Origin of the sequence: Lactobacillus sp. ESL0679 (assembly GCF_029433515.1) — a bacterium.
GTDB lineage: Bacteria > Bacillota > Bacilli > Lactobacillales > Lactobacillaceae > Lactobacillus.
This window is the reverse complement of record NZ_JAQTIG010000001.1, coordinates 133,721-146,713: the sequence shown is the minus strand read 5'-3', so window position 1 is coordinate 146,713 and position 12,993 is coordinate 133,721. Positions and strand designations below refer to the sequence as shown.

Here is a 12,993-nt window from a genome sequence, read left to right as displayed (position 1 = left end):
TTGATCGATGTAAATAAGTTTGAAAGCATGCAAATTGGTCTTGCATCACCTAACAAGATCCGCAGCTGGTCATACGGTGAAGTTAAGAAGCCAGAAACAATTAACTACCGTACTTTAAAGCCAGAAAAAGACGGTCTGTTTGATGAAAGAATTTTCGGGCCAACTAAAGACTGGGCTTGTGCATGTGGTAAATATAAGGGTGTTCGTTACCGCGGGATCGTTTGTGATCGTTGTGGGGTTGAAGTCACCTCTGCCAAAGTTAGAAGAGAACGGATGGGCCACATTGAGTTGGCTGCTCCTGTTACTCATATCTGGTACTTCAAGGGTATTCCATCACGGATGGGATTAATCCTTGATATGTCACCAAGATTACTAGAAGAAGTGATTTATTTTGCGGCTTATATTGTAATCGATCCTGGTGACACTGACCTTGAATTTAAGCAATTAATGACTGAAGCTGAATACCGTGAACAAAAGGCAAAATTCGGTAGTCGCTTTGTTGCCAAGATGGGTGCTGAAGCTATTCGTGATTTATTACGGAAAGTTGATTTGGCCAAGGAAGTTACCGATTTAAAGAAAGAATTGGAAACTGCAACTGGTCAAAAGCGGACACGGGCAATTAGACGTCTAGATATTTTAGATGCCTTCAAAGATTCAGGCAATAAACCTGAATGGATGGTTATTGATGCCGTTCCAGTTATCCCACCGGACTTACGACCAATGGTTCAATTAGAAGGTGGTCGGTTTGCGACTTCCGACTTGAATGACCTTTACCGCCGGGTAATTAACCGGAACAACCGGTTGAAGAGACTGCTTGACTTAAACGCACCAAACATTATCGTGCAAAACGAAAAGCGGATGCTGCAAGAAGCTGTCGATGCGTTGATTGATAATGGTCGTCGCGGTCGTCCAGTTGTTGGACCAGGTAACCGACCATTGAAGTCATTGTCACACATGCTTAAAGGTAAGCAGGGACGTTTCCGTCAAAACTTGCTTGGTAAGCGTGTTGACTATTCAGGTCGTTCAGTTATTGATGTTTCACCAAAATTGAAATTCTATCAATGTGGTGTTCCCCGTCCAATGGCACTAGAATTGTTTAAACCATTCGTAATGCACGAATTAGTTAAGCGCAAGATTGCTTCTAACATTAAGAGCGCTAAGCGTAAGATTGATCGTGAAGACGATGATGTCTGGGATGTACTTGAAGATGTAATTAAGGAAAGAACGGTTCTGTTAAACCGTGCCCCTACTTTGCACCGTTTGAGTATCCAAGCCTTCGAGCCAGTTTTGGTTCCAGGTAAATCAATTCGTTTGCACCCATTAGCTTGTGAAGCTTATAATGCCGACTTCGATGGGGACCAGATGGCTATCCACGTTCCATTATCAGATGAAGCTGTTGCTGAATCACGTCTGTTGATGTTAGCTGCGCACCATATCTTGGCGCCAAAAGATGGTAAGCCAATCGTTACACCATCACAGGATATCGTATTGGGTAACTACTGGTTAACTCAGGCTGAACGTGGTCGTGAGGGTGAAGGTATGATCTTCAACTCACCTGCAGAAGCTACAGTTGCATACAATAATGGTGATATTCACTACCATACAATTATTGGTATGTCAGCTGATTCAATGTCGAAGAAATCATGGCCTAAGGGTTATGAACATGGTATTTTCATTACCACTTATGGTCGAGTAATTTTTAACCAAATTACACCAGAAGATTACTTCTACATTAACGAACCAACTGAAGAAAACTTGAACAATCCATTAGCACCTAAGTACTTCTTAGAGCCTGGTGAAGATATTCATGAAAAGATTGACAGTGTTGGTGACGACTTAGTTGCAACACCATTCAAGAAGTCATTCTTGTCTGATTCAATTGCGACAATTTACAAGTATTACAAGGTTCAAAGAACTTCAGAATACCTCGATGATTTGAAGAAGTTAGGCTACACTAGCTCAACTACTTCCGGAATTACCATTGGGATGACTGATGTTCCAGAAATTGATGATAAGGACGAAAAGGTTGCTAAGGCCCACAAGCAAGTTGACGTTGTTTCTAAACAGTTTAGACGTGGCTTGATTACTGAGCAAGAACGGCATGATCGGGTTATCAGCATTTGGAATGAATGTAAGGATCAAGTTCAAAACGAAATTGCGCAGATTTATGATCCACGTAATCCAATTACAATCATGGCCGACTCTGGTGCCCGTGGTAACATTTCTAACTTTACGCAGTTAGCCGGAATGCGTGGCTTGATGGCCACTCCTAACGGTGGGTTGTTTGAAATTCCTGTTACGTCAAACTTCAAGGAAGGTTTGTCAGTTTTGGAATTGTTCATGTCCACTCACGGTGCCCGTAAGGGAATGACTGATACGGCCTTGAAGACTGCTCAGTCAGGTTACTTGACACGACGGTTAGTTGATGTTGCTCAGGATGTTATCATTCGTGAAGACGATTGTGGTACTGACCGTGGTATTCACGTTCATGCCATCATGGAAGGTGACGAATTAATCGAGCCTTTGTACGATCGTTTGCTTGGCCGTTTCACTGCTGAAACTGTTAAGGATCCTAAGACCGGTGAAGTACTTGCTGGTCCAAACGAAATGATGGATGAAAACCTGGCTCATAAGATTTGTGATGCTGGTGTTACTGACGTCAAGATTCGTTCAATCCTGATCTGTGATACACCTCACGGTGTTTGTCGCAAGTGTTACGGAATGAACTTGGCTACTGGTGAAGAAGTTGAAGTCGGTGAAGCAGTTGGTACTGTTGCCGCTCAATCAATCGGTGAACCTGGTACACAGTTGACTTTGCGTACTTTCCACAACGGTGGGGTTGCCGGTGCTGAAGATATTACTCAGGGTCTTCCTCGTGTGCAAGAATTGTTTGAAGCTCGCAACCCTAAAGGTCGGGCAATCATTTCTGAAGTTGATGGTATCATTGACTCAATTCAAGAAAATCCAGCTGAACATACGCGTGAAATCACTGTTAAGGGTAAGATTGATACCAGAAGTTACAGTATTCCTTATACTGCTTCTGTTGCTGTTGCCGAAGGTGACTTCGTCAACCGTGGTGACAAGCTGACTTTAGGTTCTGTTGATCCTAAGGAATTAATTCAAGTAACTGATACCTTGACAACTGAAGAATACATTTTAGTTGAAGTTCAAAAAGCCTACAGAATGCAGGGTGTAGATATTTCTGACAAGCACGTTGAAGTCTTAACTCGGCAAATGTTGCAAAAGGTTCGTATCCTTGATCCAGGTGAAACTGACTTATTGCCAGGTGCTGTAATGGATATTGGTGACTTTAAGGAACGTAACAAGTCAGTTATTATTTCTGGTGGTATCCCAGCTACTGCACAAAGTGTTATTTTGGGAATTACCAAGGCTGCCCTTGAAACTAATAGTTTCTTGTCAGCTGCCTCATTCCAGGAAACAACTCGTGTTCTGACTGATGCATCAATCAGAGGCAAGAACGATCCACTGCTTGGTTTGAAAGAAAATGTTATTATCGGTAAGATTATTCCAGCTGGTACTGGTCTTCCAATTTACCGTAACATGGAACCTGAAGCTGATGTTAAGAAGCCACAATCTGTTTATTCAATCGCTGATATTGAGAAAAAGATGAAAGAAGCTGACAAGGCTAAGGAACCACAAAAGTAGTTCAAAAATAAATGGCGTTTCTACATAATAGTAGGAACGCTATTTTATTTGAATAAGAATTGAATAGTTAGTCCAAGAAAAAGATAGGGGACAAAGGCAATAGGTTGTTGCTTTTGTCCCTTTTGCTTTTTTAGGTAAAAATGGACAATTAATAGTGCCGAGCCAATTAAAAAGGTTAGGTTTGCTGCGTGCGGACTAAAGTAGATAGCTAAGACAAGATAAATAAGCAAATCGCCGCTACCCAATTTGTGTTGCCAAACAAAGAAAAGCAATAATAGTAAAATCGGTAGTAATTCCACACAATCTAAAAGTTGAAAGTGAAGCAAGTCACTACTTTTAAAAATTGCTAGACATAAGGTTGGCGCAAGCATCAGCAAATGAAATTCTTGTTGCTCAAAATCACTGATGGCAGCAAGTAGAAGACTGAAAATCAGGATAGCAGTTGCCCAACCAGTAATTCGGCTGAAGTCAATTTGGATAAAGGCAAGTCCGCCGCAAATCTCAATCACTGGCAATTTGACTGGGATTGAATTACTGCAGTAGCGGCACTTACCGTGAAGCCAAAGATAAGAAATCACCGGCAATTCGTCAAGTATGCTGAGTTCGGTTTGGCAAGTGCTGCAACGTGACCGAGTTAAGAAAAAGTCAAAAGTTTCCCAGCGATCGCAGATAACAGCGGCATGGGAGGCAAGGCAGGTGCCGATTAAAAAATTAGTTAGTGTGTAAATCCAGTTCATGTTGTACCTCAGTATTAGGTACGCGAAAATTGAATTTTTTAACAAATAAAGATTGATTTATCTTTAAAAGCGAGTACAATAGTCTTTGTATGTTTTGAAGATAGTTCAGGATCTAAAAAAGAAACTCCTGGATGTGTGAACAGAATAAACAGTTTTTTAGGAGGAAAAAGTTAATGCCAACTATTAACCAATTGGTAAGAAAAGGCCGTCACTCAAAGACGACTAAATCAAAGTCACCAGCTTTAAGCTACGGCTACAACAGTATGAAGAAAGAATTAGTATTCAACCCAGCTCCACAAATGCGTGGTGTTGCAACTCGTGTTGGTACTATGACACCAAAGAAGCCAAACTCAGCTTTACGTAAGTATGCTCGTGTTCGTCTTTCTAACTTAATCGAAGTTACTGCCTACATCCCAGGTGAAGGCCACAACTTGCAAGAGCACTCGGTTGTTTTAATCCGTGGTGGTCGTGTAAAGGACCTTCCTGGTGTACGTTACCATATTATTCGTGGTGCCCTTGATACTGCTGGTGTTGATGGCAGAAAACAAAGCCGTTCTAAGTACGGTGCTAAGAAAGATTAAGGAGGAGTTAAATAATGCCTAGAAAAGGACATGTAACTAAAAGAGACGTTTTAGCAGATCCAGTTTATAACTCAAAGCTTGTTACTAAGTTAATCAATCACTTGATGCTTGATGGTAAGAGAGCTAAGGCATCTTCTATCCTTTATGATGCTTTCAACATCGTTAAAGACAAGACCGGTAAGGAACCACTTGACGTTTTTGAAGAAGCTATGAACAACATTATGCCAGTTTTGGAAGTTAGAGCTCGTCGTATCGGTGGTTCAAACTACCAAATCCCAGTTGAAGTTCGTCCAGAAAGAAGAACTACTTTAGGTTTAAGATGGCTTGTTTCATACGCTCGTTTACGCAATGAACATACAATGGATGAACGTTTAGCTAACGAAATTATCGACGCTTCAAACAACACCGGTTCTGCAGTTAAGAAGCGTGAAGACGTTCACCGTATGGCTGAAGCTAACCGTGCATTTGCACACTACCGCTTCTAATTTGATTGGTATATTTTTTAAGGAGATAAGAATTTATGGCTAATAAGCGTGAATTTCCATTAGAAAAGACACGTAACATTGGTATTATGGCCCACATTGATGCGGGTAAGACTACCACTACTGAACGTATCCTTTACTACACTGGTAAGATCCATAAAATTGGTGAAACCCACGAAGGTGACAGCCAAATGGACTGGATGGACGAAGAGAAGGAACGTGGGATTACCATTACATCAGCCGCTACGACTGCGCAATGGAAAGACTACAGAATTAACATCATTGATACCCCAGGACACGTTGACTTTACTATCGAAGTTGAACGTTCACTTCGTGTTCTTGATGGTGCGGTAACTGTTCTTGATGCTCAAGCTGGTGTTGAGCCACAAACTGAAAATGTTTGGCGTCAAGCTGAAACTTACGGTGTTCCTCGAATTGTTTTTGTTAACAAGATGGACAAGATTGGTGCAGATTTCGATAAATCTGTAACTTCTTTACACGAACGCTTAAATGCCAATGCTTTACCTGTTCAAATGCCAATCGGTTCTGCCGAAACCTTTGAAGGTGTTATCGACTTAATCAACATGGTTGCTGATGTTTATGACGAAGACAAGCTTGGTTCTAAGTGGGAAACTATTCCAGTTCCTGACGAATACAAGGCAGATGCTGAAAAGCGTAGAAGTGCTTTGATCGAACAAGTTGCTGATGTTGACGATGACATCATGGAAAAATACCTTAATGGTGATGAAATTTCCATTGATGAATTAAAGGCTGCTATTCGTAAGGCTACCTTGAACTTGGAATTGTTCCCAGTATTTGCTGGTTCAGCTTTCAAGAACAAGGGTGTACAAATGATGCTTGACGGTGTGGTTGACTACTTACCATCACCTGTTGACGTTAAGCCATACATTGCTCACGATCCTAAGACTGGTGAGGAAGAAGAATTAGTAGCAGGAGACGACAAGCCATTCTCAGCTTTAGCCTTTAAGATTGCTACTGACCCATTTGTTGGTCGTTTGACTTACATTCGTGTTTACACTGGTTCTCTTGAATCAGGTTCATACGTTTTGAACGCTTCAAAGAACAGTCGTGAACGTGTTGGTCGTTTGTTGCAAATGCACGCCAACTCAAGAACTGAAATTCCAGAAGTATTCTCAGGTGATATCGCTGGTGCTATCGGTTTGAAGAACACTACTACTGGTGACTCATTAACTGATCCAGACCACCCATTAATTTTGGAAAGTTTGGAAGTTCCAGATCCAGTTATTCAAGTTTCAATTGAACCTGAATCAAAGGCTGACCGTGATAAGCTTGATGTTGCTTTGCAAAAGTTGACTGAAGAAGACCCAACTTTCAGAGCTGAAACTAATGCTGAAACTGGTCAAACCTTGATTTCCGGAATGGGTGAATTGCACTTGCAAATCATGGTTGAACGTATGAAGCGTGAATTCCACGTTGAAGCTAAGATCGGTGAACCACAAGTTGCTTACCGTGAAACCTTCACTAAGCCAGCTAAGGCTCAAGGTAAATTCGTTCGTCAATCCGGTGGTAAAGGTCAATACGGTGACGTTTGGGTTGAATTTACACCAAACGAAAGAGGTAAAGGTTACGAATTCGAAGATGCCATTGTCGGTGGTGTTGTTCCTCGTGAATTTATCCCTTCAGTAGATGCTGGACTTCAAGAATCAATGAAGAACGGTATCCTTGCTGGCTACCCATTGATCGACGTTAAGGCTAAGCTTTACGATGGTAGTTATCACGAAGTCGACTCATCTGAAGCTGCCTTCAAGGTTGCTGCATCACTTGCTTTGAGAAATGCTGCTCCTAAGGCTGGTGCTGTTATTCTTGAACCAATTATGAAGGTTCAAGTAATCACCCCAGAAGAATACTTGGGTGATGTAATGGGCTCAATTACTGCTCGTCGTGGTACGATGGACAATATGCAAGATCGTTCTGGTGCTAAGGTATTGAACTCAATGGTTCCACTTGCTGAAATGTTTGGTTACGCAACTACTTTGCGTTCATCAACTCAAGGTCGTGGTACATTTACAATGGTATTTGACCACTACGCAGCAACTCCTAAGTCAATTCAAGCAGAAATTATCAAGAAGCGCGGCGGCGACGCTGACTAATTCTTGTTAGTTTTAAAAAATAAAAATTAAGATTTTTAAAAGTCATTGGTAATGCCAATGGCTTTTTTTGTGATTTTTTCAAAAAAATAATGATAAAAAAGTTGAGTATTAATAGAAAGAAAAAGCAAAAAAATAAAATTAAAATGCTCTAAATCCTTGATATTTCAACAAAGAGCAGGTATACTAGTCTTTGTGTGTTTGGGGAGTACTATGCTCTAAACACATGTAATTGTTGTAAGCGTTGATGCAAAAGGTTGCGGCACACCAGGCTGCATTGCCACAGAGGTGTGGCCGGTAATTTTTGCGGAGGCTAGTCATCTTTTAAAAGAAGACGTTAAGGAGGTAATTCAATGGCAAGTCAATCTATTCGTATCAGACTTAAGTCATACGAACATGGTATTCTCGATGAATCAGCTGCTAAGATTGTAGCTACTGCGAAGAGAACTGGTGCTGAAATTTCAGGCCCAGTTCCACTACCAACAGAAAGGGTTTTGTTCACTGTTCTGCGTTCACCACACAAGAACAAGGACTCACGTGAACAATTTGAAATGCGTACGCACAAGCGTTTAATCGACATTTTAAATCCTACACCTAAGACTGTTGATTCTTTAATGAAGCTTGATCTTCCAAGCGGCGTTGACATCGAAATCAAATTATAATTTTTAAAAAGAAAGAGGTGTAATCATGACCAAAGGAATCTTAGGAAGAAAAGTCGGTATGACTCAAGTCTTCACTAAAGATGGTATCCTTGTTCCTGTAACTGTTGTTGAAGCAACTCCTAACGTTGTTATGCAAGTTAAGACTGTTGAATCAGACGGTTACGAAGCAGTTCAATTGGGATACCAAGATAAACGTGAAGTTTTGAGCAACAAACCAGAAAAAGGTCATGCTGCAAAAGCAAAGACTTCGCCTAAGCGCTTCATTCGTGAAATCCGCGGAGTTGAGCTTAAGGACTACGAAGTCGGCTCAGAAGTTACTGTGGACACATTTAAGGAAGGCGACGTTGTAGACGTTACTGGAATTACAAGAGGTCATGGATACCAAGGTAACATTAAGCGTTGGGGCCAATCACGTGGACCTGAAACTCACGGTTCAAGATACCACAGAGTTCCAGGTTCAATGGGTTCCATCATTAACCGTGTACCAAAGGGCAAGCGTTTGCCAGGTCACATGGGTATGAAGAAAGTTACCATTGAAAACTTAGTAATTGAAAAAGTTGTAGCAGATAAGAACGTATTGCTGATTAAAGGTAATGTTCCAGGTGCTAAGAACTCATTAATTACTGTTAAATCTGCTGTTAAGATTAATAAATAGGAAGGAGGACTAGAATGGCTAATTTAAAGGTTATCGATCAAAAAGGTAAAGATGCTGGTGAAGTTACTTTAAATGATGCAGTTTTTGGTATTGAACCAAACGAAAGCGTTGTGTTTGACGCAATCATCAGACAAAGAGCTGGCAAACGTCAAGGTACCTCAAAAGTTAAGAATAGATCTGCTGTTCGCGGCGGTGGTAAGAAACCATGGAAGCAAAAGGGTACGGGACGTGCTCGTCAAGGTTCCATTAGATCTCCACAATGGCGCGGCGGTGGTGTTGTCTTCGGACCAACTCCACGTTCATACGCATATTCAATGCCAAGAAAGCAACGTCGTTTGGCTATTAAGTCAGTTCTTTCCCAAAAATTGATTGATCAAGATTTAATCGTTTTAGACCAGTTGACAATGTCAGCTCCTAAGACTAAAGAATTTAAGTCAATGTTAAGTAGCTTGAATGTTGAAGGTAAAGTTTTAGTTGTTTCAGATGACAAGAATGTACAACTTTCAGCAAGAAACTTGACTAATGTCAAGGTTGTTCCTGTTAACGGCGTCAATGTTGAAGACGTTGTTAACTACGGCAAGTTGATTTTGACTAAGGGTGCTGTAGAAAAGATTGAAAAGAATGTTGAGGGGGCTTCAAAGAAATGAGTGCACACGATATCATTTTAAGACCTGTCATTACTGAAAAGTCAACGAACTTAATGGATGATAAGAAGTACACTTTCAACGTGCTTTTAACTGCAACCAAGACTCAAGTTCGTATTGCTGTTGAAGAAATCTTTGATGTTAAAGTTAAGAAAGTTAACATCATGAACGTTCGTGGCAAGGACAAGCGCGTTGGTCGCTATGCTGGTAAAACAGCTCGTACACGCAAGGCAATTGTTACCTTAACTGACGATTCAAACGACATTAAGATTTTCAAAGACGAAAACAAAGAAGAGAATAAGTAATAGGAGGTCAGTCAATTGGCTATTAAAGTTTATAAGCCAACCACAAATGGTCGCCGTAATATGACTTCTTCCGACTTCGCTGAGATTACGACGAGCAAGCCAGAACGTACCTTGCTTGAATCACAATCACATACAGCAGGCCGTAACTCATATGGTCATATTACAAGTAGACACCGTGGTGGTGGTCACAAGCAAAAGTACCGTGTTATTGATTTTAAGCGTAATAAAGATAATGCAAAAGCAGTTGTTAAATCTATCGAATACGATCCAAACAGAACTGCTAACATTGCACTTCTTCACTACACTGACGGTATCAAGACTTACATTCTTGCACCTAAGGGCTTAAAAGTTGGCGATATTGTTGAATCTGGTGCAGATGCTGATATCAAGCCAGGTAACGCATTACCATTAAAGAACATTCCTACTGGTACTTCAATTCATAACATTGAAATGAAACCTGGTAAGGGTGGACAATTGGTAAGAAGTGCTGGTACAAGTGCTCAAGTTTTAGGTTTTGACGGTAAATATGCATTAGTCAGATTACAAAGTGGCGAAGTTCGTAAGATCTTGTCAGTTTGTCGTGCTACTATCGGCGTTGTTGGTAATGAACAACATTCATTGATCCAATTAGGTAAAGCTGGTCGTAGTCGTTGGTTAGGCAGACGTCCACAATCACGTGGTTCCGTAATGAACCCTAACGATCACCCACATGGTGGTGGTGAAGGTAAGGCCCCAGTTGGGCGTCCACAACCTATGACTCCTTGGGGTAAGAAGAGTCGCGGTGTTAAGACTAGAAATAGTAAGAGAGCTAGCGAGAAGCTGATCATTCGTCACCGTAAGGGTAGCAAATAATAGAAGGAGGGTTAATTAATGAGCCGTAGTATTAAAAAAGGACCTTTTGCAGACGCATCATTGTTGAAGAAGGTTGAAGCTCAAGAAAACGCAGAAAAGAAGCAAGTTATTAAGACTTGGTCACGTCGTTCAACTATTTTCCCTTCCTTTGTTGGTTTGACTATAGCTGTTTACGATGGTAGAAAACATGTCCCAGTTTACATTACTGAAGACATGGTTGGTCACAAGTTAGGTGAATTCGTTCCAACGAGAACTTTCCGTGGACACAAGACATCTGACGATAAGGCCACTGCAAAATAAAGAAGGGAGAAACACTTAAATGGCAGAACAAATTAGTTCAGCTAGAGCTGAAGCAAGAACTGTTCGAATTGCTGCAAGAAAAGCTCGCTTAGTCGTTGACTTAATTCGCGGCAAAGACGTTGCTGAAGCATTAGCAATCTTGGAATTTACGCCTAGAGCTGCTTCCCCAATCGTTGAAAAAGTTTTACGTTCAGCTATTGCTAACGCAGAACACAACTATGATCTTGAAAGTGCAAATCTTTACGTATCAGAAGCATATGTAAATGAAGGCGCAACTTTGAAGAGATTCCGGCCACGTGCCAAGGGTATGGCTTCTCCAATTAACAAGAGAACAAGTCATGTAGTTGTAGTAGTTTCAGAAAAGAACGATTAAGGGAGGTATATTAATGGGTCAAAAGATTAACCCAAATGGTTTCCGTCTTGGCGTTATTCGCGATTGGGAATCTAAATGGTATGCTGACAGAGGATACAAAGAAACCTTAAATGAAGACCTGCGCATCAGAAAATTCATTTCTAAGAAGTTGAAGGATGCCTCTGTTTCTACTGTTGAAATTGAACGTGCAGCTAACAGAATCAACGTTTCCATCAATACTTCAAAACCAGGTATGGTAATTGGTAAAGGTGGTTCTGAAGTTGAAGCTTTAAGAAGAGACCTAAATGCTTTGACTAAGAAACAAGTACATGTCAACATTGTTGAAATTAAGAAACCAGATCTTGATGCTAAATTAGTTGCTGACAGTATTGCCAGTCAACTTGAAGCTCGTATTGCTTTTAGACGTGCAATTCGTCAAGCTACTCAAAGAAGTATGCGTGCTGGCGCTAAGGGTATCAGAGTACAAACCTCTGGTCGTTTAAACGGTGCCGACATGGCAAGAAGAGAATGGCATACAGAAGGTCGTGTTCCATTACAAACTTTAAGAGCTGATATTGATTACGCTTGGGTAAATGCCTTCACTACTTATGGTGAAATTGGTGTTCAAGTTTGGATCAACCGCGGTGAAGTCTTGCCTACTAAGAACAAGAAGCCCGCAAAAGCAGTGAAGGGAGGAAACAAATAATGCCTTTAGTACCAAAACGAGTAAAACACCGTCGTGAATTCCGTGGTAAGATGCGTGGTGCTGCTAAAGGTGGTAGAACCATTGCCTTTGGTGAATATGGTTTAGAAGCCCTCGAGTCTCACTGGATTACTAACCAACAAATTGAAGCTGCTCGTGTTGCGATGACTCGTTACATGAAGCGTGGTGGTAAAGTTTGGATCAGAATTTTCCCACAAAAGTCATACACTGCTAAAGGTGTAGGTGTACGTATGGGTTCTGGTAAAGGTGCACCAGCTGGTTGGGTAGCTGTAGTAAAAAGAGAAAAGATTATGTTTGAAATTGGTGGCGTTGACGAAGCAACTGCTCGTGAAGCTTTACGTCTTGCTTCAACTAAGTTACCAATCAAATGTAAGTTTGTGACTAAAAGTTCGGAAGTAGGTGGCAATTCTAATGAAGGCTAAGGATATCAGAACACTAACCACTGATCAAATGTTAGAAAAGGAAAAGCAATACAAAGAAGAACTTTTCAACTTGCGTTTTCAACAAGCAACGGGTCAATTAGAAAATACCGCTCGCCTGAGTAAAGTCCGTAAGAATATCGCTAGAATTAAAACAATTCTTAGTGAAGAAGCATTGAAGAAAGATTAGTGGAAGGGAGTTATTAACTTGAGCGAATCAATCGAAAGAAATCATCGTCACGTATATCAAGGTCGTGTAGTTTCTGATAAGAATGACAAAACTATCACTGTTGTAGTTGATACTTACAAGAACCACCCTGTTTACAAGAAGCGTATTAGATATTCTAAAAAATACTATGCACAAGACGAAAATAATGAAGCTAAAGTTGGCGATACTGTTCGTATCATGGAAACTCGTCCATTATCTCGTACAAAGCGCTTTCGTTTAGTAGAAATTGTTAAGAAATCTGTTTAATTTTGCGGAT

16 protein-coding genes are annotated in these 12,993 nt (G+C 40.8%); 15 read left to right on the top strand and 1 reads right to left on the bottom strand.

The features are described 5' to 3' along the window. Positions 1–3,666 (top strand): DNA-directed RNA polymerase subunit beta', encoded by a 3,666-nt coding sequence (gene rpoC / locus PT287_RS00865; RefSeq protein WP_277131864.1) that lies wholly within the window; start codon positions 1–3, stop codon positions 3,664–3,666. Positions 3,667–3,710: 44 nt separating this feature from the next. On the opposite strand, the gene PT287_RS00860 is transcribed toward rpoC, so the two are convergent. Further along, positions 3,711–4,403 carry an A24 family peptidase gene (locus PT287_RS00860; protein WP_277131862.1) on the bottom strand — a complete coding sequence of 231 codons (693 nt, stop codon included), beginning with the start codon at positions 4,401–4,403 and terminating at the stop codon, positions 3,711–3,713. Between the two features lie 173 nt (positions 4,404–4,576). On the opposite strand from PT287_RS00860, the gene rpsL reads away from it, so the two are divergent. From rpsL to rpsQ, 14 genes are all read left to right on the top strand, one after another. Beyond that, positions 4,577–4,984 (top strand): 30S ribosomal protein S12, encoded by a 408-nt coding sequence (gene rpsL / locus PT287_RS00855; RefSeq protein ID WP_277130565.1) that lies wholly within the window; start codon positions 4,577–4,579, stop codon positions 4,982–4,984. Positions 4,985–4,998: 14 nt separating this feature from the next. After that, complete coding sequence (rpsG, locus tag PT287_RS00850; protein WP_277131861.1) at positions 4,999–5,469, top strand: 30S ribosomal protein S7; 471 nt, start codon at positions 4,999–5,001, stop codon at positions 5,467–5,469. Positions 5,470–5,504: 35 nt separating this feature from the next. Beyond that, the gene (fusA, locus tag PT287_RS00845) at positions 5,505–7,598 is read left to right on the top strand and encodes an elongation factor G (RefSeq protein ID WP_277131860.1); all 2,094 of its coding nucleotides are present in this window, start codon (positions 5,505–5,507) and stop codon (positions 7,596–7,598) included. A 350-nt stretch (positions 7,599–7,948) separates the two neighbouring features. After that, positions 7,949–8,257 (top strand): 30S ribosomal protein S10, encoded by a 309-nt coding sequence (gene rpsJ / locus PT287_RS00840; protein ID WP_046327486.1) that lies wholly within the window; start codon positions 7,949–7,951, stop codon positions 8,255–8,257. A gap of 25 nt (positions 8,258–8,282) precedes the next feature. Next, positions 8,283–8,912 (top strand): 50S ribosomal protein L3, encoded by a 630-nt coding sequence (gene rplC / locus PT287_RS00835; RefSeq protein WP_277130570.1) that lies wholly within the window; start codon positions 8,283–8,285, stop codon positions 8,910–8,912. 14 nt (positions 8,913–8,926) lie between these two features. Beyond that, positions 8,927–9,559, top strand: a complete 633-nt coding sequence (gene rplD, locus PT287_RS00830) for a 50S ribosomal protein L4 (protein WP_277131859.1) — start codon at positions 8,927–8,929, stop codon at positions 9,557–9,559. Continuing rightward, positions 9,556–9,861: a 50S ribosomal protein L23 gene (rplW, locus tag PT287_RS00825; RefSeq protein ID WP_277131858.1), complete on the top strand. Its 306-nt coding sequence runs from the start codon at positions 9,556–9,558 to the stop codon at positions 9,859–9,861. The genes rplD and rplW overlap by 4 nt, the downstream gene beginning before the upstream one ends. A gap of 15 nt (positions 9,862–9,876) precedes the next feature. After that, positions 9,877–10,713 carry a 50S ribosomal protein L2 gene (rplB, locus tag PT287_RS00820; protein WP_277131856.1) on the top strand — a complete coding sequence of 279 codons (837 nt, stop codon included), beginning with the start codon at positions 9,877–9,879 and terminating at the stop codon, positions 10,711–10,713. Positions 10,714–10,731: 18 nt separating this feature from the next. After that, positions 10,732–11,013 (top strand): 30S ribosomal protein S19, encoded by a 282-nt coding sequence (rpsS, locus tag PT287_RS00815; RefSeq protein WP_277131854.1) that lies wholly within the window; start codon positions 10,732–10,734, stop codon positions 11,011–11,013. 19 nt (positions 11,014–11,032) lie between these two features. Further along, on the top strand, positions 11,033–11,386 hold the full coding sequence (gene rplV / locus PT287_RS00810) for a 50S ribosomal protein L22 (RefSeq protein ID WP_277130577.1): 354 nt from the start codon (positions 11,033–11,035) through the stop codon (positions 11,384–11,386). Positions 11,387–11,399: 13 nt separating this feature from the next. Continuing rightward, the gene (rpsC, locus tag PT287_RS00805) at positions 11,400–12,071 is read left to right on the top strand and encodes a 30S ribosomal protein S3 (RefSeq protein ID WP_277131852.1); all 672 of its coding nucleotides are present in this window, start codon (positions 11,400–11,402) and stop codon (positions 12,069–12,071) included. Continuing rightward, positions 12,071–12,511 (top strand): 50S ribosomal protein L16, encoded by a 441-nt coding sequence (gene rplP / locus PT287_RS00800; RefSeq protein WP_277131851.1) that lies wholly within the window; start codon positions 12,071–12,073, stop codon positions 12,509–12,511. The genes rpsC and rplP overlap by 1 nt, the downstream gene beginning before the upstream one ends. Then, the gene (gene rpmC / locus PT287_RS00795; protein ID WP_277130580.1) at positions 12,501–12,698 is read left to right on the top strand and encodes a 50S ribosomal protein L29; all 198 of its coding nucleotides are present in this window, start codon (positions 12,501–12,503) and stop codon (positions 12,696–12,698) included. The genes rplP and rpmC overlap by 11 nt, the downstream gene beginning before the upstream one ends. Before the next feature lie 18 nt (positions 12,699–12,716). Beyond that, entirely contained in the window at positions 12,717–12,983 is a 267-nt protein-coding gene (rpsQ, locus tag PT287_RS00790; protein ID WP_277130581.1) for a 30S ribosomal protein S17, read from the top strand. Positions 12,984–12,993 lie beyond the last annotated feature (10 nt).